At 67.6% G+C, this 25,806-nt stretch carries 26 protein-coding genes and 1 riboswitch; of the genes, 16 read left to right on the top strand and 10 right to left on the bottom strand.

The window, feature by feature from the left end; all coding sequences use genetic code 11:
• Positions 1–270: 270 nt before the first annotated feature.
• Positions 271–1,764: an RNB domain-containing ribonuclease gene (locus QI450_RS11620; RefSeq protein WP_282468015.1), complete on the bottom strand. Its 1,494-nt coding sequence runs from the start codon at positions 1,762–1,764 to the stop codon at positions 271–273.
• A 41-nt stretch (positions 1,765–1,805) separates the two neighbouring features.
• Here QI450_RS11620 and QI450_RS11615 point away from each other — a divergent pair, with 41 nt between their 5' ends.
• Entirely contained in the window at positions 1,806–2,477 is a 672-nt protein-coding gene (locus QI450_RS11615) for a ferritin-like fold-containing protein (protein WP_226776121.1), read from the top strand.
• Between the two features lie 11 nt (positions 2,478–2,488).
• On the opposite strand, the gene thiE is transcribed toward QI450_RS11615, so the two are convergent.
• Positions 2,489–3,208, bottom strand: coding sequence for a thiamine phosphate synthase (gene thiE, locus QI450_RS11610; RefSeq protein ID WP_226776122.1), 720 nt, complete (start codon positions 3,206–3,208; stop codon positions 2,489–2,491).
• Positions 3,209–3,234: 26 nt separating this feature from the next.
• Positions 3,235–3,366: riboswitch (TPP riboswitch) on the top strand.
• Here thiE and thiO point away from each other — a divergent pair.
• The 3 genes from thiO to QI450_RS11595 all read left to right on the top strand — a co-directional run bounded on the left by thiO (position 3,360) and on the right by QI450_RS11595 (position 5,808).
• Entirely contained in the window at positions 3,360–4,751 is a 1,392-nt protein-coding gene (thiO, locus tag QI450_RS11605) for a glycine oxidase ThiO (protein WP_226776123.1), read from the top strand. Its footprint overlaps the riboswitch before it by 7 nt.
• A complete protein-coding gene (gene thiS, locus QI450_RS11600) occupies positions 4,748–4,984 on the top strand; it encodes a sulfur carrier protein ThiS (protein ID WP_226776124.1) in 237 nt (78 codons plus the stop codon). The genes thiO and thiS overlap by 4 nt, the downstream gene beginning before the upstream one ends.
• Positions 4,981–5,808 (top strand): thiazole synthase, encoded by an 828-nt coding sequence (locus tag QI450_RS11595; RefSeq protein WP_226776125.1) that lies wholly within the window; start codon positions 4,981–4,983, stop codon positions 5,806–5,808. Before thiS ends, QI450_RS11595 begins: the two co-directional genes overlap by 4 nt.
• A 56-nt stretch (positions 5,809–5,864) precedes the next feature.
• On the opposite strand, the gene QI450_RS11590 is transcribed toward QI450_RS11595, so the two are convergent.
• The 3 genes from QI450_RS11590 to QI450_RS11580 form a co-directional block, all read right to left on the bottom strand.
• Positions 5,865–6,167, bottom strand: coding sequence for a hypothetical protein (locus QI450_RS11590; protein ID WP_226776126.1), 303 nt, complete (start codon positions 6,165–6,167; stop codon positions 5,865–5,867).
• A gap of 68 nt (positions 6,168–6,235) precedes the next feature.
• Entirely contained in the window at positions 6,236–6,460 is a 225-nt protein-coding gene (locus tag QI450_RS11585) for a DUF3107 domain-containing protein (RefSeq protein ID WP_226776127.1), read from the bottom strand.
• A gap of 53 nt (positions 6,461–6,513) precedes the next feature.
• Entirely contained in the window at positions 6,514–7,179 is a 666-nt protein-coding gene (locus QI450_RS11580; RefSeq protein WP_226776128.1) for a TetR/AcrR family transcriptional regulator, read from the bottom strand.
• Between the two features lie 84 nt (positions 7,180–7,263).
• Between QI450_RS11580 and moeB the strand changes: the two genes are divergently transcribed.
• Together moeB and QI450_RS11570 are read left to right on the top strand one after the other, a co-directional pair.
• Positions 7,264–8,484, top strand: a complete 1,221-nt coding sequence (gene moeB, locus QI450_RS11575; protein WP_226776129.1) for a molybdopterin-synthase adenylyltransferase MoeB — start codon at positions 7,264–7,266, stop codon at positions 8,482–8,484.
• A 43-nt stretch (positions 8,485–8,527) separates the two neighbouring features.
• The gene (locus QI450_RS11570; RefSeq protein WP_226776130.1) at positions 8,528–9,559 is read left to right on the top strand and encodes an SDR family NAD(P)-dependent oxidoreductase; all 1,032 of its coding nucleotides are present in this window, start codon (positions 8,528–8,530) and stop codon (positions 9,557–9,559) included.
• A gap of 404 nt (positions 9,560–9,963) precedes the next feature.
• On the opposite strand, the gene QI450_RS11565 is transcribed toward QI450_RS11570, so the two are convergent.
• Positions 9,964–11,301, bottom strand: coding sequence for a glutamyl-tRNA reductase (locus tag QI450_RS11565; RefSeq protein WP_282359635.1), 1,338 nt, complete (start codon positions 11,299–11,301; stop codon positions 9,964–9,966).
• A gap of 158 nt (positions 11,302–11,459) precedes the next feature.
• Between QI450_RS11565 and hemE the strand changes: the two genes are divergently transcribed.
• The 9 genes from hemE (at position 11,460) to hemL (ending at position 21,517) form a co-directional block, all read left to right on the top strand.
• Complete coding sequence (gene hemE, locus QI450_RS11560; protein ID WP_226776132.1) at positions 11,460–12,557, top strand: uroporphyrinogen decarboxylase; 1,098 nt, start codon at positions 11,460–11,462, stop codon at positions 12,555–12,557.
• 4 nt (positions 12,558–12,561) lie between these two features.
• Positions 12,562–14,076, top strand: coding sequence for an FAD-dependent oxidoreductase (locus QI450_RS11555; RefSeq protein WP_226776133.1), 1,515 nt, complete (start codon positions 12,562–12,564; stop codon positions 14,074–14,076).
• Between the two features lie 98 nt (positions 14,077–14,174).
• The gene (hemQ, locus tag QI450_RS11550; RefSeq protein ID WP_226776134.1) at positions 14,175–14,888 is read left to right on the top strand and encodes a hydrogen peroxide-dependent heme synthase; all 714 of its coding nucleotides are present in this window, start codon (positions 14,175–14,177) and stop codon (positions 14,886–14,888) included.
• Positions 14,885–16,153 (top strand): ferrochelatase, encoded by a 1,269-nt coding sequence (locus QI450_RS11545; protein WP_226776135.1) that lies wholly within the window; start codon positions 14,885–14,887, stop codon positions 16,151–16,153. Before hemQ ends, QI450_RS11545 begins: the two co-directional genes overlap by 4 nt.
• Positions 16,150–17,148: a hydroxymethylbilane synthase gene (gene hemC, locus QI450_RS11540; RefSeq protein WP_226776136.1), complete on the top strand. Its 999-nt coding sequence runs from the start codon at positions 16,150–16,152 to the stop codon at positions 17,146–17,148. Before QI450_RS11545 ends, hemC begins: the two co-directional genes overlap by 4 nt.
• A 20-nt stretch (positions 17,149–17,168) precedes the next feature.
• Positions 17,169–18,086: a uroporphyrinogen-III synthase gene (locus QI450_RS11535; protein ID WP_226776137.1), complete on the top strand. Its 918-nt coding sequence runs from the start codon at positions 17,169–17,171 to the stop codon at positions 18,084–18,086.
• On the top strand, positions 18,083–19,066 hold the full coding sequence (hemB, locus tag QI450_RS11530) for a porphobilinogen synthase (protein WP_282359634.1): 984 nt from the start codon (positions 18,083–18,085) through the stop codon (positions 19,064–19,066). The genes QI450_RS11535 and hemB overlap by 4 nt, the downstream gene beginning before the upstream one ends.
• Positions 19,063–20,172 (top strand): LLM class flavin-dependent oxidoreductase, encoded by a 1,110-nt coding sequence (locus QI450_RS11525; RefSeq protein WP_226774985.1) that lies wholly within the window; start codon positions 19,063–19,065, stop codon positions 20,170–20,172. Before hemB ends, QI450_RS11525 begins: the two co-directional genes overlap by 4 nt.
• Positions 20,173–20,185: 13 nt before the next feature.
• Positions 20,186–21,517 (top strand): glutamate-1-semialdehyde 2,1-aminomutase, encoded by a 1,332-nt coding sequence (gene hemL, locus QI450_RS11520; protein WP_226774984.1) that lies wholly within the window; start codon positions 20,186–20,188, stop codon positions 21,515–21,517.
• A 108-nt stretch (positions 21,518–21,625) separates the two neighbouring features.
• Here the strand turns inward: hemL and QI450_RS11515 are convergent, their stop codons facing one another.
• The 4 genes from QI450_RS11515 to QI450_RS11500 form a co-directional block, all read right to left on the bottom strand.
• Entirely contained in the window at positions 21,626–22,363 is a 738-nt protein-coding gene (locus QI450_RS11515; protein ID WP_226774983.1) for an amino acid ABC transporter ATP-binding protein, read from the bottom strand.
• Entirely contained in the window at positions 22,360–23,124 is a 765-nt protein-coding gene (locus QI450_RS11510; RefSeq protein WP_226774987.1) for an amino acid ABC transporter permease, read from the bottom strand. The genes QI450_RS11515 and QI450_RS11510 overlap by 4 nt, the downstream gene beginning before the upstream one ends.
• 21 nt (positions 23,125–23,145) lie before the next feature.
• A complete protein-coding gene (locus QI450_RS11505; RefSeq protein WP_226774986.1) occupies positions 23,146–24,096 on the bottom strand; it encodes an ABC transporter substrate-binding protein in 951 nt (316 codons plus the stop codon).
• 368 nt (positions 24,097–24,464) lie between these two features.
• The gene (locus tag QI450_RS11500) at positions 24,465–25,175 is read right to left on the bottom strand and encodes a 3'-5' exonuclease (RefSeq protein WP_226774982.1); all 711 of its coding nucleotides are present in this window, start codon (positions 25,173–25,175) and stop codon (positions 24,465–24,467) included.
• Between the two features lie 163 nt (positions 25,176–25,338).
• Here QI450_RS11500 and QI450_RS11495 point away from each other — a divergent pair, with 163 nt between their 5' ends.
• A complete protein-coding gene (locus tag QI450_RS11495; RefSeq protein ID WP_226773808.1) occupies positions 25,339–25,755 on the top strand; it encodes an MGMT family protein in 417 nt (138 codons plus the stop codon).
• The last annotated feature ends 51 nt before the right edge of the window (positions 25,756–25,806 follow it).

The raw sequence follows: 25,806 nt of genomic DNA, 5'->3' as shown, positions 1-25,806 counted from the left end.
TGCGCTGCATGCTCAACGGGCCGGCCGGGTGGCCGTTCCGGAGCACGCTCAGAAGCGCAAGCAATTCCAGTGGAAGCCGATCGCGGGCTATCTAGATGCTGGCACTGGGGACCAGCGGGTGTATCTCAAGATCGCGTAGGGGCGGGCTTGTTGAATTCGAAAATGAAGGAAATCAACGACCGGGCATCCATATCTACCCTTCCAGTCTAGCCGCACACGGCCCGGAAACTCGACGGCGGCCACTGACGGCGCGGCAAGGCCGCCGATCGCTCAGACGGCCAGCTCCAGCCGGACCTCACGGGTGGTGATGTCGGCCGCGACCACCCGCACCCGGACCTGGGTGCCGGGTTCCAGTTCGCCCGGGCAGCGGGCAGTGACGGCGGGTTCGGCGATTTGCACGATTCCGGCGGGCCCGCCGGTGGTGCCGGCGGCATCGGTGCCGTTTTTGCCGGTGCTGTTCTTTCCGCTCCTGGCGGGTTTAGCGCCGGAGATCACGACGGCGTCGAACTCCTGGCCAACGTGGTTGACCAGCAGCGCCGCCTCCACGGTATCGAGGGAGAGGCGCTCCAGCCTGGCGGCCAGCTGGTCCGAGGCTGCCATGATCGACGGGAGCGACGGCAGGGCTTCCCGGGCCCAGGCCGGGACAGCCGTGCCGTTGCTGAGCGCCTCGCAGATCACCAGGACAAAGCGGTCCACCAGACGTCGGAGCGGGGCCGTGGAGTGGGCGTAGGCGGCGCCGATGGCTGCCTGGACCGCGGCCCCGGGCACCGTGCCATCGAAGGGCGTGTAGCCCGCGCCGCGGAACAGCATGCCGGCCGAGTGCACGATCGCCAGCTGCCGCGGATCCGTGGGATCCAGGGTGCGCAGGTATTCGCCGTAGCTCATGTCGGCGTTCCAGGGCCTGCCAAGGGCACGGGTCTGGCGGTGGAAATGAGCCAGCGACGCTTCATCCGGCGCCGGCATGGTGCGCAGGATACCGACTTTGCCTTCGAGCATGATCCCTGCTGCGGCCATTCCCGTCATCAGCGAAATCTGGGCGTTCCAGTCTTCCACGGGCAGCGGCGGGGCAGCTACAATCCGGTAGCCGCCGTCGGGCAGCTGTTCGATTTCCTGTTCGGGCATGTTCAGGCTGGCGCCGCCGCGGAGCCGTTCGAGCTCTACCCGCTTCATCCCGACTTCCTTGAGCAGCTCCAGCAGCGGCGCGGCCGTGCCGGCGTCGAGGTCGGCCTGGACACCCCGGTAGCTGAGTTTGGCCCGGCTGCGGACTGTGGCACGGCGGACCAGCACTTCCGACACCTCCGCGGTGGTGTCCAGCTCGAATTCCCACACAAAGGCGGCACACCGTTGCCCGGCCAGCAGGCTTCCGGCTTCTTCGCTGATGACTTCTGGGTGCAGCGGGATCCGGCCGTCCGGGGTGTAGTACGTTTGGCCGCGACGGCGGGTCTCGGCGTCGAGCGCTCCGCCGGGGACAACAAAGGAGGGGACATCGGCGATCGCGTAGAAGACCTTGTATCCCGCGCCGGAACGGTCGATGAAGAGGGCCTGGTCCAGATCGGTGGAAGACGCAGGATCGATGGTCACAAACTCGATGTGGGTGAAATCCAGCTCCGGCAGTTCGTGTCCGGCGACGGCTTCCTTCGCTTCCCGCAGCGCGTCCTCGGGGAACGGTCCGGGCAGCTCCAGGGTTGTGCGCAACGTGTTGAGTGCCTCGGCAAGGAGGCTCTCCTGCTGGTGGACATTCGGGGTCAAGCGATGCTGGGACACGGAAATCAGAGTAGCTTCATTTGCACTATTAGTCTTGGACCATGAGCAGATTCCCGGCTGATCCCGCCCGCTACAACAGCTTTCTGAGGGATTTGTTCGGCGTGATGGCCTACACCGAACTCTCCGCTTTCGAGCGGCTCTCCTCCGACGCACGGTACGCGCCCACCCTGCACGACCGGGCAGCGCTGGGACGTATCGCCGTGATCGAGTTCCAGCACTACGAACTCGTCAGCTCCAGGCTCGAAGCCATGGGCCTGGACACCGAGGAAGCCATGCTGCCGTTCCAGCCGTCGGTGGACCACTTCCATAAACGCACCCGCCCGGCGGACTGGCACGAGTCCCTCATCAAGGCGTACGTGATCGACACCGTTTCCGCCGACGCCTACCGCGCCATGTCCCGTTATCTCGACGCAGGCACCCGTGCCCTGGTGGAGCAGGTCCAGGCCGGCGACGAAGCGGCAGCGGTGCTGCGGGAACGGCTCCGGGCCGCCCTCGCAGATGACCCGAAGCTGGCGTCGCGGCTGGCACTGTGGGCCCGGCGACTGCTGGGGGAGGTCCTCAACCAGGCGCAGCGGATGAGCTTCGAGCACGCCTTCGCCGACCGGCTGATCGGCGCGGATGAGGACGGGCCGAGGGAGCTTGTCCGAGCCCTGCTGCGGGAACTGGCAGCGAACCACGCACGCCGGATGACGCAGCTCGGCCTTGCCGGCTGAGCAGGCGGGCCTTAGCGTTCCGCGGCGTCGAGGGCGGCAAGCAGGGCCCGGGCTGCGCCCTCGGGATCGGTGGCCTCGGTGATCGCGCGGACCACGACGATCCTGCCGGCGCCCGCGGCCACCACTTGCTCCACATTGCCCAGGTCGATGCCGCCGATCGCGAACCACGGCCGCGCGCCCCAGAGGTTCCCCGCAGCCTCGCTCCGGGCAGTTCTCCGCTGCTGGGCCTCTGACCCGCCGATCGCGTCCGCCGCGTAGCGGACGAGGTCAAGTCCGACGGCGGCGCGGCCCGGCTTTGTGGGGGTGGCCCATACCGGGCCAACACAGAAGTAGGTCAGACCGTTCCGGCCGGAAGTTGCGGCTATCGCGGCGTCCACCTGGGCCGGAGTGTGGGTGGACAGCCCGATCGCGGTCTCCTGGCCGAGGAAGTCCCGCGCCGCCCCGAACGGGATGTCCTTTTGCCCGATATGGAACACCGGCGCCCCGGCCAGGGAGGCGAGGTCTGCCCGGTCGTTGACTGCCCAAAGCCGGCCATGACGGCGGGCCGCCTGCTGCAGGACCGCCAGCAGTTCCAGCTCCTCGGCGGCTTCCAGGGATTTGTCGCGCAGCTGGATGATGTCGACGCCGCCAGCAAAGGCCGAGTCCACGAAGTCTGCAAAGTCGCCGCGGTCCCGGCGCGCGTCGGTGCAGAGATAAAGGCGGGCGGTGGTGTGGGCGGCATCCTGGCTCATGTTTCCAGCCTAGTTCCTCTACACTGGGCCAATACCGCGGGAGCCCGCCGCCGTCCACGCCACTGGTGACCGGCAACGGCAGGCTGAGAGGGCGTAGCAGCCGACCGCTTGACCTGATCCGGTTAGTACCGGCGTAGGGAAGGAATCCTCTATGGACGGCACCTTCGTCCCCGGCACGGCCCGTGAAAGCGACGCAACCTCGGCTGCGGCCGCCGCGGATGACCTCAAAAACCCCGAATGTTACGACGTGGCCGTGATTGGCGGCGGCGTTGTTGGCCACGGGATCGCCTGGGCGGTGCGGCGCTCGGGCCGATCTGTCGCGTTGATCGACGACGCCCCCGGAACAGGAGCCAGTTGGGCTGCCGCCGGCATGCTTGCCCCGGTGAGCGAACTGCACTACCAGGAAGAGGCCCTCCTGGAGCTTATGCTGGAATCCTCCCGCCTCTGGCCGGCATTCGCGGCCGGACTGGACGGCGCCGGGGGCGGAACGGGGGGCTCCCGGACGGGCTACCTCACCACGCCGACCCTCGCCGTGGGTGTCGACGCCGCCGACCGCCGGGCGCTCGCGGACCTGCGCACCGCCCAGCAGGCTGCCGGCCTCAGCGTCGAGCCGCTGACCGTCCGTGCGGCACGAAGGCGAGAGCCGCTGCTGAGTCCGGGCATCTCCTGCGCCTTCGATATTCCCGCCGACCACCAGGTGGACCCGCGCCTGCTGCTGGCCCGGATCAGGGAACTGCTGCGCACCGACAGTCGCTCCACCACCATCGCCAGGCGTGCCGGCGGGCTGTTCTGGGAGCAGGGTCGGGTGGCTGGCGCCAGCCTCATCGGCGGCGGTTCCATCCGGGCCAAGGACACCATTGTGGCCAACGGCCTTGGCGCCGCCACACTTGAGGGGCTGCCCGCGGGGCTTGAGTTTCCCCTGCGGCCGGTCCACGGGGACATCCTCCGGCTCCGCGTCCCGGCGAAACTACGGCCGCTGCTCACCGCCACGGTGCGCGGGCTGGTGCGCGGGGTGCCGGTCTACATCGTGCCCCGGCAGGACGGCACGGTGGTGATCGGCGCCACCCAGCGCGAAGACGCGCTCGGCGGCGACAACCCGGATGCTGCCACCCAAGCTGGTGTCCCGGGCCGGGCGGTGTCCGCCGGCGGTGTTTACCAGCTGCTGCGTGATGCCCAGCAGCTGGTCCCCGCCGTCGCCGAACTGGAATTGCTGGAGGCCACTGCCCGGGCCCGGCCGGGGACCCCGGACAACGCGCCGCTGCTGGGCCGGGTGGCGGCGCGGGGGCGTCCGGGGGAAATTGCCGGTTTGATGATAGCGACCGGCTTTTTCCGGCACGGCATCCTGCTCACACCCGCCGCCGCGAGGATCTGCTGTGAGTTGCTGGACGGAACCGTGGATTCCCGTTGGAAGCACTTCCGCCCGGACAGGTTCGCCACCGGCAGTCAAACCAGCAGACCGGCCGCAGCCGGCGCCCGGAGGCCGTCCCCGAAGATCATCACCCATCCGAACACCCACCCTGAAGAAAACAAGGAAGCGGTATGAACATCACCCTGAACGGAACCGGGCACTTTCTCCCGGACGGCGCCTCGGTCAGCCAGCTGGTCAGCCAGGTTACCGGCCGGCCGCTGGCGCCCAACGGCCACTCAGTCGACGGCGGGAAACTCGGGGTCGCCGTCGCCCGCAACGCGGACGTGGTCCCGCGCAGCCAGTGGTACACCACAGCGCTCGTCGACGGTGACGACCTCGAACTGGTCACGGCGGTGCAGGGAGGATGAGCGGCAGGGAGGACACCACACTCGCCGGGGCGCCGGGAATTTCACCGGCCGCCGCGGACCCGTTCACGGTCGACGGTGTACAGCTGGGGTCCCGGCTGATTATGGGAACCGGCGGGGCGCCTAGCCTTGACGGTCTGGGTGCCGCGCTGCTGGCGTCCGGCACCGAACTGACCACCGTGGCGATGCGGCGCTATTCGCCGGCAGAATCGGGGTCGTTGTTCCAGCTGCTTTTGGACCACAACATCCGGGTGCTGCCGAACACCGCGGGCTGCTTCACCGCCAGGGATGCCGTCCTCACTGCCGAGCTGGCACGGGAAGCCCTCGAAACGGACTGGGTAAAGCTGGAAGTCATTGCGGACGAGCACACCCTGCTGCCGGATGCGGTGGAGCTCGTCGAGGCCACCGAGCAGCTTGTGGGCCGCGGGTTCAAGGTCTTTGCCTATACCAACGACGACCCCGTGCTGGCGCTGCGGCTGGAAAACCTCGGCGCCGCTGCCGTGATGCCCCTCGGCGCGCCGATTGGCACCGGCCTGGGCATCTTGAACCCGCATAACATCGAACTGATCGTCGCCCGTGCCTCCGTGCCCGTGGTCCTTGACGCCGGGATAGGGACCGCCTCCGATGCAACCCTGGCCATGGAGCTTGGCTGCGACGCCGTGCTGCTGGCCACGGCGGTGACCCGGGCACAAAATCCGGTTCTGATGGGCGAGGCGTTTAGACACGCGGTGATCGCCGGACGGCTGGCCAAACGCAGCGGCAGGATCCCGCGGCGGGAGCACGCACTGGCATCATCGGCCATGGAAGGCCGTGCCGAGTTCCTCTAGGTGCGTTGGGCGGGTCCCGGGGCGGAACCCGGCCCGGCCGGCGTGCCGGGACCTCGCTAGTAGCGCAGGATTGCGGTCAGCCTGGCAGTATCGCGGCTGGTGCGGTTCCGACCCAGGTACAGCACGGACGCCGTGGCGGCGGCTGCGCCCAGCAGGATGGGCAGTATCCACGGAATCCAGCTCAGTCCCGACTGATAGCCCAGCCCCGCGGCGCTAAAAAGAATCCAGCTCAGCATCCCCACCGTGAGAGATGCCCCGGCGGGCACCGAGATGCCGTACTTGGCGTGCCGCTTGTCATTGGCCCACACGACAAAACCAGCAGCGACGGTCACCAGGACCACCACAATCAGGGACAGCATGTTCGGACTCCTTGCGGGTTGGGTCTGGGGCCGGGCAGCACGGCGCTGCCCGGCGTCACAGCTGGTGCCTAGACCGCGCCGAAACCTACGCGGCGCACTTCCTCGGCGCCGATCTCGACATAGCCCAGGACGTTCGCGGGAATGATGATCAGGCGGCCTTTTTCGTCAGTCAGGCGCAGCTCCGTGCCCTTCGCGATTGCTTCGCCGACCACCTTGGCTACGGCGTCGGCTTCCTGCGCCGATTCCAGGACAATTTCGCGGCCGATGTTCTGAATGCCGATCTTTACTTCCACAGCAAGGCCTCCCAGCCAATCAAAGTTCTTAGGGTGTTATGTCTATTTGTAGCCTAGGTTTCCTTGGGGAAGCGGGAGATTCCGCGCCAAGCTAAACGGTAGATCAGATCGCTTGCCACATCGAGGTCGAGGTTACCGTCAGTTTCCAGCCAGTAGCGGGCGCTCACCTGCGCCAGCCCGGCCAGTCCCCGGCCCAGCAGTTGGGCCTCCAGCTCCGGCAGCTTGGTGTCCTCGGCGATGACCTGCCCAACGGCGTCGGCAAAAGTCTTGTTAAAAGCCTCCAGCCGGGCGCTGACGTCGACGTCATTGACCAGGTCGGATTCGAAGACAAGACGGTGGGCCTGGTCATCGCTGGCGATGAAGCGGAAGTAGGCCCGCATCACAGCCTGGACGCGCTCGTCGTTATCCGTCGTGGAATTCAGGGCACCCAGCAGCAGCCCGATCAGGATGCTCAGCTGGCTGTCCAGGAGGGCCAGATACAACTCACGTTTGGACGGGAAGTGCTGGTACAACACGGGCTTACTGACATGGGCAGTCTCCGCAATCTCGTCCATCGCGGCGCCGTGGTACCCGTTGGCGACAAAGACTTCCTGGGCCGCCGCGAGCAGCTGCGCCCGGCGTTCGTCACGGGGAAGCCGCGCCGATCGCGATCCGCTGCGGGCCGGGACGTTGGGGGACTTTCCGGCCTGCCCCTGCTCAACGGGTGCCTGGTGAACCACTGTAGGCCTACTTTCGCTTGCTGTTACGACTACTTTACGTGCCAGTAATATGACCTGGCGGCATCTTCGGGCATAGATTGAAGTATGGCCTCCCAGTTGACCTCCAATGCAGCCCCCGCCACACCGGCAACAGCGTCCGGAGTGCCGGGGCCGCTGGTGGAAGCGGCCGAAGGCCTGAGCCCCGAGGAGGTGGAGCGTTACTCCCGGCACCTGATCATTCCGGAAATCGGGGTGACCGGTCAGCGCCGCCTGAAGAATGCCAGGGTCCTTGTGATCGGCGCCGGCGGGCTCGGTTCCCCCGCGTTGCTCTACCTGGCCGCGGCGGGCGTGGGCACGCTGGGTATCGTCGACGACGACACGGTCGATCTGAGCAACCTCCAGCGTCAGGTGATCCACGGCGCAGCGGATGTAGGACGGCCCAAGACCGAGTCCGCCCGCGACGCCATTGCCGCCCTGAACCCATTGGTGGAGGTACGGCTGCACCAGCTCCGGCTTGATGCGTCCAACGCGCTGGAACTTTTCGCCGGCTACGACCTGATCCTCGACGGCGCCGACAACTTCGAAACCCGCTACCTCGTCAACGATGCTGCAGCGATCCTCGGCAAGCCCTACGTCTGGGGTTCGATTTTCCGCTTCGACGGGCAGGTCAGCGTCTTCTGGGAACAGCATGGCCCCACCTACCGGGACCTGTACCCTGAAGCGCCGCCTGCAGGATCAGTGCCGTCCTGCGGAGAGGGCGGCGTATTTGGGATGCTGTGCGCCGCCGTCGGCGCGCTTATGGTGACGGAGGCCGTCAAGCTGATTACGGGCGTCGGGCGCTCCCTGCTGGGCCGGGTGGCGCTCTTCGACGCCCTGGGCGGCAGCTGGCGCGAAATCAAAGTCTCCCGCGATCCGGAGGCGGAGCGGATTACCGCGCTGACCGACTATGAAGCTTTTTGCGGTATTCCGCCGGCTGCGGACGCCGGCACCGAACACACCGTGACGGCCGCGCAAGTGGCAACGATGCTCGCTTCCCGCAAGGCCGGGCTCAAGGATTTCCAGCTGGTCGACGTGCGCGAGAGCGGCGAATACGAGATCGTCAGGATCGACGGAGCGGTGCTGATCCCGCTGGGCCGGATCCTAGCCGGCGAGGCGTGGCAGGAGCTGCCGCCGGACAGGGACATCGTCTTCCACTGCAAGTCCGGTACCCGGTCGGCAGCCGTACTTGCCGCCGCCCGTGCCGCAGGCTATGAGCGCGTCAGCCACCTCGACGGCGGAATCCTGGCGTGGGTCCGGGATGTTGAACCGGGCAAACCTGTCTACTGACTGCCTGAAACTCAAGTGACCCAATAGCGGAAAGGCCAGTGAAATGGGCGCGAACTTTAACGCAACACCACAGCATAAGATCGGTTCCGGTTTCGGCAGGGACTCCACGGCAGCGGAGGTAATTGCCGGGATCGACCTGCACGGTAAGACCGCCATCGTCACCGGCGGATACTCCGGCTTGGGCCTGGAAACCGTCCGGGCGCTGGCCTCGGCGGGCGCCGCGGTGACAGTTCCGGCACGGCGTCCGGAGCACGCACGGGAAGTCCTCGCCGAGGCCGCCATCCCGTCCGGGACCGATGCGGGGCAGGTGAGCGTCGCCGCCCTTGACCTGGCCGAGCAGTCGAGCGTCAAAGACTTCGCAGCGATGTTCCTGGCCGCTGGCCAGGCCGCCGGTGCCGACGGGGGAATCCGCAGCCTGGACATCCTGATCAACAATGCCGCCATTATGGCCAGCCCCGAACGCCGGGTGGGGCCCGGCTGGGAGTCGCAGTTCGCCACGAACCACCTGGGCCATTTTGCCCTCACCAACCTGCTCTGGCCCGCGCTGGCTGCCGCGCCCGGGGCCCGGGTGGTGTCGCTGTCCTCCACCGGGCACAAGCTCTCGCCGATCCGTTTCGATGACGTCAACTTCGAGTCGGGCTATGACAAGTGGCGGGCCTATGGGCAGGCCAAAACGGCGAACTCGTTGTTCGCCGTGCAGCTGGACAGCTTGGGCCGGGACTCAGGGGTCCGTGCCTTCGCGGTGCACCCGGGCGGGATCATGACGGAACTCCAGCGCCACCTGCCCAGGGAAGAGATGATTGCCTCCGGCTGGCTGGACGAGTCCGGCAAAGTTGACTCGCGGTTCAAGACCCCGGCCCAGGGAGCGGCGACGTCCGTGTGGGCGGCAACGTCGCCGGCGCTTGCGGGTATGGGAGGTGCTTACTGCGAGGACTGCGACATCGCGGAGTCCACGGCGACGGGCTCGCCCGAGGCACGGATCAGGGGCGTGGACGCGCATGCGGTCGACCTCGCTGATGCTGCCAGGCTTTGGACGCTGTCCGCTGAGCTGACGGGAATCAACGCTTTCGGCTGAGGCCGGTTTCCTGAGGCCGGATTCCTGAGGCCGGTTTACTGACGCCGGTTTCCTGACGCCGGGCTGGCGGAACTACCCGGCGGAGCTGGCTGAATACCAGCAACCAGCCGATCAGGGACATTGCCCCAGGAGGCTGTCCGGCGGAGTGTCGCTGAGGGCCCTGGCCAGGACAGAGCAGCCGGGCCTGAGACAGGCAATTCGTGTCGGGCCTCCAACTGGGCCACCTCAGCCAAGCCGTCCAGGCATGCATCGGCCAGAGCTTGCAACTGGCGCCGCGTCCGCCGTCGGGAGAGGGGTGGATGCTGACACGGACCGTGTACGGCAGGCAGAGTTCGCCTCAAAATACCGCAGCCGCGGTCTGCGCTCAGGTCATTGAGAGCTGAGGGTCCGGCAGGACCAGCGCCCTAGGCTGTTTCCCGTGCGTCAGTTTCCGCAGCCCCGCCCGAGGCCCGATGCTCAACCGGGCATTCGGCGCCCTTGGGCGCGGGCTGTTCGACTGTGATGCCGTACAGCGACTCAAGGGCAGCGACATAATCCTCCTGCTGACCGTTGGCGGCCAGCTCGCGGGCCCGCACCGTCGGCACATGGAGCAGCTGCTTGACCATCCGGCGCAGCGCAAATTCAACTTCCTCTGCCGCGGCCGTGCAACCGTGGCGGGCCCGGACCTTTTCCATTTCCGTATCCAGCACGTTCATGGTGTGCCGGCGCAGAGCGACGATGGCCGAATCCACCGAGCGGGCCTCGCGCTCCTGCTCAAACGCGTTGGCCGCACCGGCCACAATACTGCTGGCTTGTGCCAGCGATTCGGCCTGTTCCTGCGGGGCGGCCAGCCGGACCGATTCCAGCGTGAGCAGCTCGACGCCGTCGAGCGCTCCGACAGCGGGATCAAAATCGTGGGTGAGGGCCAGATCAATGGCAATCAGGGGCTGGGTCGAGGCAGCCCGGACCCGGCCCAGCTCAGCAGCCTCAACGCGGGTATCGGCGCCGCTGCAGCCAATCAGGACGTCGGCGGCTGCGACGGCGGCCGGAAGGCTCTCGCCATCCAGTGCGGTCCCGCCGCGGGTGGCGACAAAACCGGCGGCACGGCCGGAGGAGGAGTAGACGGAGATGTTGGTGCAGCCGCGCTCACGCAGCAGGGACATGGTTGCGCCGGCGTAGGCGCCGGTGCCGAAGACGACAACTGTTTTGGTGGACCAGTCAGGGACCTCGGAAAGCTCCGTGGCGAGGTCCAGGGCCACGGAGACCACTGACAAGCCACGGGCGCCCAGGGCGGTCTGCGCTCCGACGTCCTTGGCGGTCTTCGACGCTGCCTGGAAGAGCCGGACGAGGCCGGAACTGGCCGTGCCTTCGTGCTGGGCGGTAATGAGGGCGCGCCGGACCTGTCCGGCGATTTCGCGTTCGCCCACGACTGCTGAATCCAGCCCGGAGCTGACGGCGAAGAGATGCCGGGTGACATCCTCGCCCGTGCGGGTATTAAAGGAACGCCCGACGAGCTGTTCGTTGAGGCCGGTGGAGCCGCTGAGCTGGGTGATGAGGGCTGAGCGGGCTTCCTCGACGTCGTCAGGGCGGGGCGCTTCGCCGTAGATTTCGAGGCGGTTGCAGGTGGCGAGGACTATCGCACCCGCCACGGCCGGCGACCCGGCGAAGGCGGATGTGGCAAGCTCGGAAGCACCGGTGCTCAGCTGAGCAACGGTCTCGAGGTCGATGTCGGCGTGGGTCGCCACCAGAGAAAAAAGAACCACAGCTCTTCAATCATAGCTTTTTCGTACCCGCGTAGAACAACTGTGCGGGGTGTGACCGCCCACGCGGGCCTGTGATTCGTGCCACCGTGCGGGCGCCGACCGGCGCCGTGACAGTCTGTCGTTATCTTTTGGGGCCGATTTTCGGCACAATCGAAGTCATGACCTCTCGCGCTGCGGCAACTTCCCAAACCTCCGGCCTTGACGCCGGACACCCCCTGATGGACGGCCGCACCGCGGATTCCCCACTGATCACCGCCTACCGGGGCGGGAAGCCGGCCCGCCGCCCGGTCTGGTTTATGCGCCAGGCCGGCCGCTCGCTGCCCGAGTACCTCAAGGTGCGTGAGGGGGTCGCGATGCTGGACTCCTGCCTGCGCCCCGAACTTGCCTCCGAGATCACCCTGCAGCCGGTCCGCCGCCACGACGTCGATGCCGCCATCTTCTTTTCCGACATCGTGATCCCGCTGAAGCTCGCCGGCGTCGGTGTGGACATTGTGCCCGGCGTGGGTCCTGTGCTGGAGAAGCCGGTGCGCACCGCGGCCGACGTTGCCGCCCTGCCCCAGCTGACCTGGGACGCCCTCGAGCCCATCCGCGAAGCCGTCCGGCTCACCGTCGCCCAGCTGGGGAAGACACCGCTGATCGGCTTCGCCGGTGCCCCGTTCACCCTCGCGGCGTACATGGTCGAGGGCAAGCCCTCCCGGGACCACCTCGGCCCGCGCACCATGATGCACGCCGACCCGGAGACGTGGACCGCGCTGGCAAACTGGGCCGCCGACGCCTCCGGCATGTTCCTCCGTGCCCAGCTGGAAGCAGGCGCGTCCGCCGCCCAGCTCTTCGACTCGTGGGCCGGCTCCCTTGGCCTGGCCGACTACCAGCGCTTCGTCGCACCGGCGTCCGCCCGCGCCCTGGACCATGTCCGGGACCTAGGGGCCCCGCTGATCCACTTCGGCACCGGCACCTCGGAACTGCTCGTCGCCATGCGCGACGTCGGCGTCGACGTCGTCGGGGTGGACTACCGGCTGCCGCTGGACGAAGCAAACCGCCGGCTCGGCGGAACGGTGCCGCTGCAGGGCAACATCGACCCTGCCCTGCTGTCCGCCCCGTGGGAGGTTCTGGAAGCGCACGTCCGGGCCGTCGTCGCGGCCGGTGCTTCGGCCCCCGGCCACGTGCTTAACCTCGGCCACGGGGTGCCGCCGGAAACCGATCCGGCAGTACTCACACGGGTCGTTGAGCTTATCCACTCGATTTCGCCGGAGTAGGCGCATGCAGGCAGCCGGCTCCACCGCGGAAGCCGCACCGCAGACCGCTGTGGTGGTGGGTGGCGGGATTTCCGGCCTGCTCGCCGCCCGCGTCCTGGCCCGGGCCGGCGTCCGCACCACTGTTCTTGAAGCCAGCGGAGTGTGGGGCGGCTGCGTCGGGAGCCATACGGTGGCCGGCCTGACCCTGGACAGCGGCGCCGAGTCATTCGCCACACGTTCCACGGCCGTGTCAGAGCTCGCCGCCACGCTGGGCCTCGCCGGGAAGATTGTGGCACCGCAGCCCGGCGGCGCCTGGGTCCAGCTGCCCGACGGCCCGCGGGAGCTTCCCCGCACCGGGGTCCTTGGCATCCCGGCCAATCCCTGGGACCCGGAAGTCCGCCGTTCCCTCGGTTTCCTCGGGTCGCTCCGGGCCTCGCTCGATTCACTGCTGCCGGCCGCGTTGGGTACCGGGCCGGAAGCCACAAGCGTGTCGGCGCTGGTCCGTGCCCGCATGGGGCGCCGTGTGCTCGACCGCCTCGTCGCACCTGTCGTCGGCGGGGTCCACTCCGCGGACCCGGGCGTCCTTGACATCGACATGGTGGCACCGGGCCTGCGCGCCGGCATCCGGGAGCACGGATCGCTCGCCGCCGCCGTCGCGGCCCAACGCCGGGGTCCTCGCGCCGCAGCCATTCCCGGTGCAGTTGCCGCCGCGCCACGCCCGCCGGTGGGGGCGCCGCCACTGCAGAAGGCCGGGTCGGCAGTCGCGGGCCTGCGCGGCGGGATGCACACGCTTATCCCGGCACTGCTGGCCGAGCTGGGCCGCGATGGTGTCACCTTGCTGACCGGCGCCCGGGCTGACGCCGTGCAGCGCGCCGCCGGCGGGTGGCGGGTCTTGGCCGGGGACACAGCACACGACGCCGGGTTGCTGGTTGTCGCCGTGGACGGCCCGGCCGCCATCGACCTGCTCGCCGGCGCGGTGCCGGAACTGGCCGGCCGACGTCCGGAGGCAGGCCCGGACGTCAGCCTCGTCACCCTCGTGCTGGACCTTCCCCGGCTCGACGCCGCCCCGCGCGGGACCGGGGTCCTCGTCGCGCCGCAGAGCCCGGGAATCCAGGCCAAGGCACTGACCCACGCCACCGCCAAATGGGAGTGGCTTGCAGACCAGGCCGGTCCCGGTACCCATGTCATCCGGCTGTCCTACGGGCGCGGGGACGCCCGCCATGGCGCCGCAGCGATGCCGGGGCCCCGCTCGGATGCTGAACTCTTCACGGCTGCCTTGACGGATGCATCCTCGTTGCTCGCGCTCCCGGTTACCGCAGCGGACGTGGTGGATTGGGACGTGGTGCGCTGGGGCGGGGCGCTGCCTTTTGCGTCGCTCGGTCACAAGCGCCGGGTTGCGGAGGTCCGCAATATCTGCGCGGCGGACGGCACACTTGCCATCGTCGGCGGCTGGCTGTCCGGCAACGGCCTCGCCGCGATTGTGGCCGACACACCGGGGCAGGTCCGGCAGCTGCTGGCCCCGGGTGAAGGCCCCGGATGAAGGCGCCGGATCCCCGCCACTGTGAAATAAAGCACTTCTACGCCCCGTAGAAGTCCTTCATTTCGACTTAGCCGGAGGGAAGGGGCAATATGGTATCCATGAGCCACACTTCTGCCGAAACTGTCACTAAAACTGCATCAGCAAGCGAAGAATCAGCAGCGCAGTTCTTCACGCTCTGGACCGTTTTCAAGCGCTCCGCCGAAGGCCTGCGCAGCGACGATGCTGCCGGCGAGTTCGACGCCCTCACCGCACGGCTGGCCGACGCCGGTGTGGTCCACCGCGGCAGCTATGACGTCTCGGCCATGCGCGCCGATGCCGACATTATGGTTTGGCTGCATGGCGCCGAGCCCGAGGCCCTTCAGCGGGCCGTCCGGGACATCCGCCGCAGCAAACTGTTCGCCGGCACCGAAATTGCCTGGTCCGCCATGGGTGTGCACCGCGAAGCGGAGTTCGCCAAAAACCACACGCCCGCATTCTCCCGCGGGGTGGAACCGGCAGAGTGGCTCTGTGTGTATCCCTTCGTCCGCTCCTACGAGTGGTACCTGCTGCCCGACGCCGAACGCGGGGCCATGCTTCGCGACCACGGCTTACTGGGCCGGGACTTCCCCCAGGTCATCGCCAACACGGTGTCCTCCTTCGCCCTCGGCGACTGGGAATGGATCCTCGGCCTGGAAGCCCCCGAACTGGTGGACCTCGTGGACCTGATGCGCCACCTGCGGGCCACCGAAGCCCGCCACCATGTCCGCGAAGAAGTCCCGTTCTACACCGGCCGCCGGGTGAACGCAGCCGAGATTGCCGAGGTCCTGTCATGAACCCGCTGAACCCCCAAGACACGGTTACCGCCGTCAACGCCGTGACCCAGGCCGGCCGGATGGCCCCCAAGGATTACGACGCCGTACTCCTGGCCTCCTTTGGTGGCCCCGAAGGCCAGGAAGACGTCCTCCCGTTCCTGCGTAACGTCACCCGGGGACGCGGCATCCCGGACGAACGGCTCGAGGAAGTCTCGCACCACTACCGCGCCAACGGCGGCATCAGCCCCATCAACCAGCAGAACCGAGACCTCAAGGCCGGCATTGAAGCCGAACTTGCCGCCCGGGGAATCGAACTGCCGGTGTTCTGGGGCAACCGCAACTGGGCGCCCTACGTCCCGCAGACCCTCCAGGACATTTACGACGCCGGGCACCGCAAGGTCCTGATGCTCACCACAAGCGCCTACTCCTGCTACTCCAGCTGCCGGCAGTACCGCGAGGACATTGGCATAGCACTGACCGAGACCGGCCTCGACGGCAAACTTGAAGTGGACAAAGTCCGGCAGTACTTCGACCACCCGGGCTTCGTCGAGCCGTTTGTGGAAGGCACCGCAGCCGGCCTGGCCGACGTCCGCGCCCGGCTGGCCGCGGCCGGTACCCCGGACGCACCGGTCCACATCCTGTTCGCCACCCACTCCATCCCCACCCGCGACGCAGCGGCGGCGGGCCGCTCCGACGCCGAACCGCGACAGTTCGAGGAGGATTCGGCCTACGTCGCCCAGCACCTGGCGTCCGGCACCGAAGTCATCCGCCGGGTCGAGGCAGGCAGCGGTGACACCGCCCCCTGGTCCCTCGTCTACCAGTCGCGCTCCGGCGCCCCGCACGTGCCCTGGCTGGAACCCGACATTAACGACGCCATCGAAGAGCTCGCCGGGAAGGGCGTCAAGGGCATTGTGATCGTTCCGCTCGGCTTCGTCAGCGACCACATGGAAGTTGTCTGGGACCTCGACACCGAGGCCCTGGAAACCTGCGCCACCCTGGGCCTCACCGCGACGCGCGTCCCCACACCGGGGACGCACCGGAAGTTCGTCAGCGGACTTGTGGACCTGATCAGCGAACGGACCGCAGCGAACAACATCGCCGACCGCCCGCACCTGACCAAACTCGGCCCCTGGTACGACGTTTGCCGCCCGGGCTGCTGCGCCAACTTCCGCGGCGAAAAGCCCACCATTTCGGGCGCGGACACCACCATCGGCACCGGCCACGCCCCCTACCCGGCGGCTCCCGCCGGTACCCCCGCTCCGGCGGCGGGACAGGATACGGCGTGAGCGTCAGGGTCGGAACCCGCGCCAGCAGGCTTGCGCTCACGCAGACCCAGCAGACAGCGGACCAGCTGACCGCCGTCGGCGGCTTCCCGATCGAACTGATCCACATCCGGACCGACGGTGATGTCCTCACCGGATCGCTGTCCCAGATGGGGGGTACCGGCGTCTTCGTCGCGGCCCTGCGCGACGCCCTGCTGCAGGACAAGTGCGACATCGCTGTGCACTCACTCAAGGACCTGCCCACCGGGGCAGCACTCGGGCTGACGCTCGCGGCGACGCCGAAACGCGCCGATGTCCGCGACGTGCTCTGCTCCCGCGACGGACTCAAGCTCGCCGATTTGCCGGCCGGCGCCGCAGTGGGTACGGGTTCCCCGCGGCGGGCGGCCCAGTTGCGATCCGCCCGCCCGGACCTGGACATCCGGGATATCCGCGGAAACGTAGACACCCGGCTGGGCCGTGTCCCCGGCCTGCCGGGCAATAGCACCGACGCTGTCGTCGAAGGAAAAAGCTGTGATCTCGACGCCGTTGTGCTCGCGGCCGCCGGGCTGCAACGCCTCGGCAGGTTGGCCGCCGTCAGCGAATACCTCGAATCCGCTGTTATGCTGCCCGCCGCCGGGCAGGGTTCGCTCGCGATCGAATGCCGCTCCGCGGATGCTCCGCGCAAGGCGGGATCCACCGACGGCTCACAGGGAGTGCTGGCGCAGGCCCTCGCCGCCCTCGACGACCCTGACACCCGGCTTGCGGTAACGGCTGAGCGGGCCCTCCTGGCCCGGCTGGAAGCAGGCTGCGCTGCGCCGGTGGGCGCCTATGCTGTCCGTAAGGGTAGCCGGCTGCACCTTGAAGCCGTGGTCTGTGCCGTCGACGGTACGGCCTCGGTCCGGGATTCAAAGGCCACGGACGGACTCACCGAGGTGGGTGCAACCCTGCTGGGGATCGAGCTTGCGGAAGTCCTGTTGGCCCGCGGTGCCGCCGAGATCGCGGACCTGGCAGCGTCCTGAGCCGAGAATTCCACCAGGTCATGGGAAGGCACAGCGGCGTCAAGGCGCCGGACGGCGCCCGGATCCTCGTCGCCCGCAGCCCGGACCGGGCAGCGGGCCTGGTCAGTGCCCTGCGCGGCGTCGGCGCCGAACCCGTGCTGCTTCCGCTGATCGATTTCGAGCTGGCCAGGGACCAGCATTCCCTGGATGTAGCCTTCGACGCCCTCGGTGCCGGTGCGTACGCTTGGCTGGTCGTCAGCAGCGTGACAGCTGTCCAGGCGCTCGAGGCCAAGGCCACCGAACGGGGTACCAACCTCGCTGCCTGGCTTCCGGGCAGCCTCATGGTCGCCACGATCGGACCCGCCACCCGGCACTACCTCGAAACCCGGGGAGTCGCCGTCGACCTGGCACCCGCCGGCCAGCAGTCCGGTGCGGGACTTCTCGATATCTGGCCCGCACACCAGGGCAGTGTATTCCTGCCGCAGGCAGATATCGCGGACCCCCGGCTCCGCCGCGGGCTGGCGGCCCGCGGCGCCTTCGTCCAGGCCGTGACCGCCTACCGCACCGTAGACTACCCGGCCGACCCGCGCCGGAGCCTGGCCTTCTGTCAGCCGGCAACACTCCCGGACCCCGGCCCGGACCGGCCCGCCGAAGCCGCTGTCCTTACCCCGGCGCAGGCGAAAAACGAAATCGACGCCGGTCTGCTGGACGCCGTTGTTGCTGCTTCCCCCAGTGCCGTCCGGCGCATCCACGAGGACCTTTCCCCGCTGGGCGCATGCCGGTTCGTGGCCATCGGACGCTCGACCGCCGCCCAGGCTCAGTCACTCGGCCTCAGCGTCGCCGCCGTGGCCGAGGAGCCCACCGCCTCCGGTCTGGTGGCAGCCGTTATTCGCGCGCTGGCCAAGGAATCGCCCCCACACCATCCGCCCGCAGAGCCCACAGCAAAGGACACCATATGAGCTTCCCGACCCACCGCCCCCGCCGGCTCCGCACCACCCCTGCATTGCGCCGGCTGACAGCCGAACACCGGCTCTCGGCCGCCGAACTCGTCCTGCCCGCCTTCATCCGCGAAGGGCTGACCGAGCCGAACCCGATTTCCTCGATGCCCGGCGTCCAGCAGCACACCACCGAGACGCTCAAACGCGCCGCCAGCGAGGCCGTGGAGCTCGGCGTTGGTGGCATTATGCTCTTTGGAATCCCCGCCGTCCGCGACGCCACCGGCACCGCCGCCCTGGACCCTGACGGAGTGCTTAACAAGGCCATCCGGGACGTCCGTGCCGAAGTCGGCGACGAGCTGGTCATCATGAGCGACGTCTGCCTGGACGAATTCACCGACCACGGGCACTGCGGAGTCCTCGACGCCAGCGGTTACGTGGACAACGACGCCACGCTGGAGATCTACGCCCGGATGGCCGTGGCCCAGGCCGAGGCCGGCGCCCACGTGCTCGGCCCGTCCGGGATGATGGACGGCCAGATCGCAGTCATCCGACAAGCCCTCGAGGAAGCCGGCCACACCACCACCGCCGTCGTCGCCTACGCCGCGAAATACGCCTCGGCGTTCTACGGTCCGTTCCGTGAGGCCGTTGATTCCCAGCTCACCGGTGACCGGCGGACCTACCAGATGGACGCCGCGAACCGCCGCGAAGCGGTCCTCGAAGTGGAACTGGACCTCGAAGAAGGCGCCGACATGGTGATGGTCAAGCCAGCCATGAGCTACCTCGATATCCTCGCCGACGTCGCCGCGATGAGTCCGGTGCCGGTCGCGGCCTACCAGATTTCCGGCGAGTACTCGATGATCGAAGCTGCCGCGGCCAACGGCTGGATCGACCGCCGGGCCGCCATCACCGAATCGGTACTTGGCATCAAACGGGCAGGCGCCAACATCGTCCTCACCTACTGGGCCAGCGAACTTGCCGGCTGGCTGAAAGAGTCCCGGTGAGCCCCGTGACAGGGTCCGATCCCGCTTCCGCGCCAAACCCCACCGCCCCGGTGGGCCCGGGGCGCATCCTGCTGGGCCTGAACACCTTCGGCGACATCGGGGTCTTCCCCGACGGACACCCCGTCCCGCACGCCCAGGTACTGCGCCAGCTGCTGGAGCAGGCCGAACTCGCTGACCAGGTGGGGCTCCATGCCTTCGGCGTAGGGGAGCACCACCGCCGTGACTTCGCCGTCTCCGCCCCCGAAGTGTTCCTCGCCGCGGCGGCAGCCCGGACCCGGAGCATCCGGCTCGGCTCCGCAGTCACCGTGTTGAGCTCCGATGACCCCATCAGGGTTTTCCAGCGCTTCTCCACCGTGGACGCCATCTCCAACGGCCGGGCCGAGGTGATGCTGGGCCGCGGCTCCTTTGTGGAGTCCTTCCCGCTCTTCGGACTCAACCTCGCCGATTACGAGGTCCTGTTCGAGGAGAAGCTGGAGCTCTTCGACAAAGCCCGCGCCCAGCAGCCCATCCACTGGGAGGGACGCACCAGGCCGTCCATCAGCGGTCTGAGTGCCTACCCGCCGCTGGAACACCACCTGCTGCCGGCCTGGATCGGCGTCGGCGGAACCCCTGAATCGGTGCTGCGCTGCGCCGAATACGGGTACCCGATCATCTTCGCAATCATCGGCGGAGAGCCGCGGTCCTTCGCCCCGCTGGCGAATCTGTACCGCGATGCGATGGCCAAATACGGCCACCCGATGCAGCAGATAGCCACCCATTCGCCCGGCCACATTGCTGCCACCGACGAGGAAGCACGGGAGGAGTTCTTCCCGCACTGGCTCGGCCAGCGCAACCTGATCGGTGCCGAGCGCGGCTGGGGTCCCGGCAATCGCGCCGAGTTTGACGCGATGTGTACCCAAGAGGGCGCCCTCTACGTCGGCTCGCCGGACACCGTCGCGGCCAAGATCGGCCTGCTCAAGCACAACCTCGGCGTGGACCGCTTCGACCTCAAATACAGCAACGGCACCCTGCCGCACACGGCGATGATGCGCTCGATCGAGCTGTTCGGCACCGAGGTGGCACCCCGGGTTGCCTCGTTGCTGGCCGGGTCTTCACCGCAGAACTGAAAGAATAGGAACCATGACTTCCAGCCACCCTCGCAACGAGGCACTCTTCGACCGCGCCCGCCAGCTGATGCCGGGCGGTGTTAACTCGCCAGTCCGTGCGTTCGGCTCCGTCGGCGGCACACCGCGGTTTATGGTCTCCGCCAAGGGCCCCTATCTGACAGATGCCGATGGCGCAGAATACGTGGACCTGGTCTGCTCCTGGGGCCCGGCACTGTTGGGTCATGCACACCCGGAGGTCCTCGCCGCGGTGCATGCCGCCGTCGACCGGGGGCTGTCCTTTGGCGCCTCGACGCCGGATGAGGCCAATCTCGCGGCTATCGTGCAGGAACGTGTTCCTGCCGCCGAGCGGGTCCGGATGGTCTCCACCGGCACCGAGGCCACCATGACCGCCGTCCGGCTGGCCCGCGGCTTCACCGGCCGGAACCTCATCATCAAGTTCGCCGGCTGCTACCACGGACACCTCGACGGGCTCCTCGCTGCGGCCGGCTCGGGCCTGGCGACTCTCGCGCTGCCGGGTTCGGCCGGCGTCACGGCCGCCACCGCAGCCGAAACCCTCGTCCTGCCCTACAACGACCTCGCCGCCGTCGAGGCCGCCTTCGCCCAGCACGGACCCAACATCGCCGCCGTCATCACGGAGGCGGCGCCGGCCAACATGGGCGTCGTCACCCCGGGTGAGGGGTTTAATGCCGGCCTGTCGCGCATCACCGGCGAGCACGGCGCCTTGCTGATCCTCGATGAAGTCCTGACTGGATTCCGGACCGGCTACTCGGGCTACTGGGGCCTCACTGGCGGTGCCGCCGGCGCGGCCCAGCCCTGGACCCCGGACCTGCTGACGTTCGGCAAGGTCATCGGCGGCGGAATGCCGGCCGCGGCCCTCGCCGGCCGCGCAGAGGTCATGGACTACCTGGCGCCGTTGGGCCCCGTCTACCAGGCCGGCACGCTCTCCGGAAACCCGGTGGCCATGGCCGCCGGCGTCGCCACCCTCACCCACGCCAACGCCGGAGTCTACTCCTTTGTGGACGCCCGCTCGCTGGAGCTCTCCGCGGCACTGTCCTCGGCACTGGGCGCGGCAGGGGTGGACCATTCGATCCAGCGAGCCGGGAACCTGTTCTCGGTGGCGTTTGGCACCTCGGCGCGCGGCGTACACAACTACGACGACGCCCAGGGCCAGGAAGTGTTCCGCTACGCGCCGTTCTTCCACTCCATGCTCGACGCCGGGGTTTACCTCCCGCCGTCGGTCTTCGAGGCCTGGTTCCTCTCCGCCGCGCACGACGACGCCGCGATGAACCGGATCTTCGATGCCCTGCCGGCCGCCGCCAAGGCAGCGGCGGCCGCGAAGGCGTAGCTCCGGCGGGCCCCACGGCCCGTACTGCCCATCCGGTATCGAGCTTAAACAGCTGTGGGGCACCCGCCGCGGCGGGTGCCCCACATGCTTAAGCGGCCGTCCCGCGCTCTAGAGGACGTCCGAAAGGAATCCCTGCAGGCGTTCCGTGCGCGGATCGGTGAAGATCTGTTCCGGCGGCCCGGACTCGACGACGACGCCGCCGTCCATAAACGTCACGGTGTCCGAGACGTTCCGGGAGAAGCCCATCTCGTGAGTCACCACGACCATGGTCATACCACCCTTGGCGAGGTCGGCCATCAGCGCCAGCACACCCTTGACAAGTTCCGGGTCGAGCGCGGACGTAGCCTCGTCGAAGAACATCACTTCGGGTTTCATGGCCAAAGCCCGCGCTATCGCCACCCGCTGCTGCTGACCTCCGGAGAGATTGGCGGGGCGGGCATCCGCCTTGTGCTTGAGCCCCACGAGGTCAAGCTGGGCAACTGCCTCCTCGCGGGCCTGCTCCTTGGACATTCCGCGGAGCTTGCGCAGTGCCAGCGAGACGTTTTCCACCACGGTCTTGTGCGGGAACAGATTGAATTGCTGGAAGACCATACCGATCCGCCGGCGCAGCTCGTCGGGGTTGTCCTGAAGCACGGACTTCCCGTCGAGGAGGATGTCGCCCTGGTCGGGTTCGATCAGCCGGTTCATAACCCGCAGAAGCGTTGACTTACCTGAGCCGGACGGCCCGATAACGGAAGCCGTTGTGCCCTGCCCAACGTGCAGGTCGATGCCGCGGAGGACGTGGTTCGCCCCGAACGACAGGTGGATGTTTTTTGCTGTCAGCGACCCGGAAGCAAACTCGCTCATGCCGGGGCCCCCTTTCCGACCTTGGCGGCCGCGTCATCGGGTTCCTTTTTTTCCGGCCGGCCCGAACGCAGGCGGCCATCAATCCAGTTCACGAAGTGTGTTAATGGAACCGTCAGGGCCAGGTAGAAGACCGCCGCGGCAACATACGGGGACAGGTTCCCGCTGGTCGACGCCGCATCCTTGCCGATCTGGAAGATTTCCCGTTCCGAGGCCAGCAGGCCCAAGAGGAAAACCAGCGAGGACTCCTTGATCAGGGCGATGAACTGGTTAACCAGTGCGGGCAGAACCCGCCGGATGCCCTGGGGCACAACCACCAGCCGCATCGAGGGGCCATAGCCGAATCCCAGGGCGCGGGTGGCTTCGAGCTGTCCCTTGTCCACGCTCTGGATGCCGGAGCGGAAAATCTCACCGATGTAAGCTGCCGACATCAGCGACAGTGCCGCCACCGCCATCGGGTACGGGCTCGTCGATCCGGTCAGTTGCCGAATGATCGGACCGAAGCCGAAACCGATCACGAGGATCGTCAGCACCGGCGGCAGCCCACGCAGGATGTCGGTGTAGACACGCGCGATCCAGCGCACCGCAGCGTTCCTGGAGATACCCATCAGGGCAAGCACCATCCCGAGCAGCGTTCCGATGATGCCGGAAGTGATTGCCAGGACGATCGTATTCGGCAAGCCGACCGCGAACATCATGGGGATGACTTCGCCCATCGCCTTCCAGTCGAGGAAGGTGTCGCCAAGTTGTTTGAGGATATCCAGGAGGTTCATAGACGGCCCGGGCTACTTTGCCGGAATCTGGACGGCCTTGCTGCCCGGCTTCCAGCCCTGCGGGGTCTGCTCCGCCACGGTGGGACGGTCCGTGTACCACTCGGACGTCAGCTTGGTCCACGTGCCGTCGGCGATCACTGCATCCAGGCCGGCGTTCAGCGCCTCGATAAGGGCCTTGTTGTCCTTGTTCACGGCGTAGGCCGTGAAGTTCTGGGTATTTACGACCTTCTCGGCGATTTTGGTCTTGTCGCCTTCCTTGACCTGGCCTGTTGCCTGCTGGGACGGGGCCACCCACGCGTCCACCTGGCCGTTCTTCACGCTGGCGTAGACCGTGTTGTAGTCAGGGAAGCGGACAGGCTCAAGTTTAAGCGTATTGGTGACGTAGTCATCCTGCACGGTGCCCTGGACGACGCCGACGCGTACGCCGGCCTTAAGGTCATCGAAGGACTTGACCTGGGCGTTGTCCTTTGTCACGACAGCCATGTAGCCGAAGTCGTAGCCATTGGTGAAGCCAACCGTTTCGCGGCGCTTGTCGGTCGTGGAAATCGAGGATGATCCGGCGTCGAACTGTTTGTTGTTGACTTGTGAGAGCAACGCGGAGAAGTCGGTTGAAGCGAATTCGACCTTGAGGCCCAGCTTGTCGCCGATCGCACGCATCAGCTCGTTGTCGTAGCCGGTGAACTTACCGGAGGGATCGATGAAGATGTTCGGCGGCGCATCCGAGAGGGTGCCGACCCGCAAGGTGCCCTCGGTGATCAAGCCAAGTTTCGTCTTGTCGATCGTGTCCAGGGGAGTGATGTCAGCGGTCGTGTACTTGTCCAGCGAAGTCTGGTCGCTGCCGGCGAGTGCGTCAGTGGGTGAGCCGGACGGTTGCGCTGATCCGCCGCCGCAGGCCGCCAGGGACACAGCCACAGCGATCGCCACAGGAACAGTAGTCAGCCACTTCATGGCTTTGGTTTTCATCATGCAATCGCTTTCGTCAGGAGTGTGTGGTCCGCGGGGGCAACGCCGCGCCCGGGCGCAGGGCGCGGACGGACCGGGGACAGCAAGCCGCAAAATATAAGTGTGACACCTGACCCGAAGGCGAATTCAAAGCGAATTTATGCTCTCGATCTCCCTTCGATGCCGAATTAAGTTCATGCGCCTTAGTAGTGCCACGGTATCTGAGCCGTCCGGGCAGGGTGCGACGGAACGAATGACGTGCAGGCCCGGTCCCGCCCGGCGCCGCAAGGGCTGTGATTTCCGTCGCACTTGGCCGGTTTTCGGGGCGTTGAGGGCTATAGCGTGCCGCCATGCCCGTCAGTGTTTCGGCGCGTGACGTGCTCTTTGTCCTAGAAATCCCCGCGGCTGGCGTCTTCCGGCGGCAGCACCGGCCAGTCGCCCTCGATCACGGCGGCGGGTTTGGTTTTGCGCAGGTAGGTCTGAAAATCCGACGCCTGGGCCGAGGCCCACTCGATCTGGAGCTGGTGCAGGTGGCTGGCCGGCATCCGGAGCTTCGGGAACTTCCCTGCCATGGCGTCGAGCATACGGAGGGTGGCGAGGGCGTCCGCCGCTGAGGTGTGGGCATTGTCCAGGTTCACCCCGTACTCCTCGCAAAGGGCTGTCAGCGTGCGCTTGCCTTTGCGGTACCGGTCGACCTGCTTGTTCATGATGTACGGATCCAGGACGGGAAAACGGCTCAACTGCGGGACACCGTAGCGGGCCGATTCGGCGGCGAGCACGGTGAAGTCGTAGCTGGCGTTGAAGGCGATGACCGGCACTCCCCGGTCGAAGAGCTCTTGAAGCGCTGCGGCAACCTCCCGCGTCACTTCGGCGGCAGGGCGGCCCTCGCTGCGGGCCCGTTCTGTCGTGACGCCATGGATGTCACTGGCCTCGGTCGGGATCTCGACTCCCGGATCGGCGAGCCACTCGTGCTCGTTGATGATCCCGCCGTCGTTGTCCACCACAGTGATGGATGCCGTGACGATCCGTGCGGAGCGCGAGTTCCGACCTGTGGTTTCGAGGTCGAAGGCCGCGCGGGGGAGGGTGTTCCAAGTGCTCATGCATCAACGCTACCTGCTGCCACCGACAGGAACGCGCCAGCGTTTGTGCCCGGCACGGCGTCGGCGGTGCCTACCGCAGCCGTCCGGCTGGCGGGGCGGGTTGGGGTGGGGCGGGTTGGGGTGGGGAGGACTGTCGGGACTGCCGCGCCGCTAGGCTGGAGTGATGAAAGCGGAGTATGTGGAGGCGGTGCTGGATGTGGTGGCGCTGATCCCCGCAGGCGCCGCGGTGGCCTACGGCGACATCGCGGAACTCCTCGGTTCCGGCGGCCCCCGCCAGATTGGCGCCGTGATGAGCCACCACGGCAGCGCGGTTCCCTGGTGGCGGGTCCTGAAGTCCAGCGGCGAGGCGCCTCCCGGACACGAACGCGAGGCCCTTGCCCGGTACCTCCGGGAAGGCACCCCGCTGCTGGGCGAGTACAAAAAGTACCTGCACTCCGGTGAGGGGCGTTTCCGGGTGGACCTGATGGCTGCCCGCTGGGCGCCGACGGGCAGTGATTTCGACGCCATCGACGCCGCCGCAGAGCGGCTGGAACGATCCTTGCGCAAACTGTCGGTCCCTGATGATGAAATGACTGTGTGAGCAACCCCAGCAAGAACGCCGAGTCCCGCCCGCCCGTCACACGGCCCGCAA

It is taken from the genome of Arthrobacter sp. EM1 (assembly GCF_029964055.1).
Classification (GTDB): Bacteria; Actinomycetota; Actinomycetes; order Actinomycetales; family Micrococcaceae; genus Arthrobacter.
Note: the sequence above shows the minus strand (reverse complement) of the source record. Positions and strands in the feature narration are given on the sequence as shown.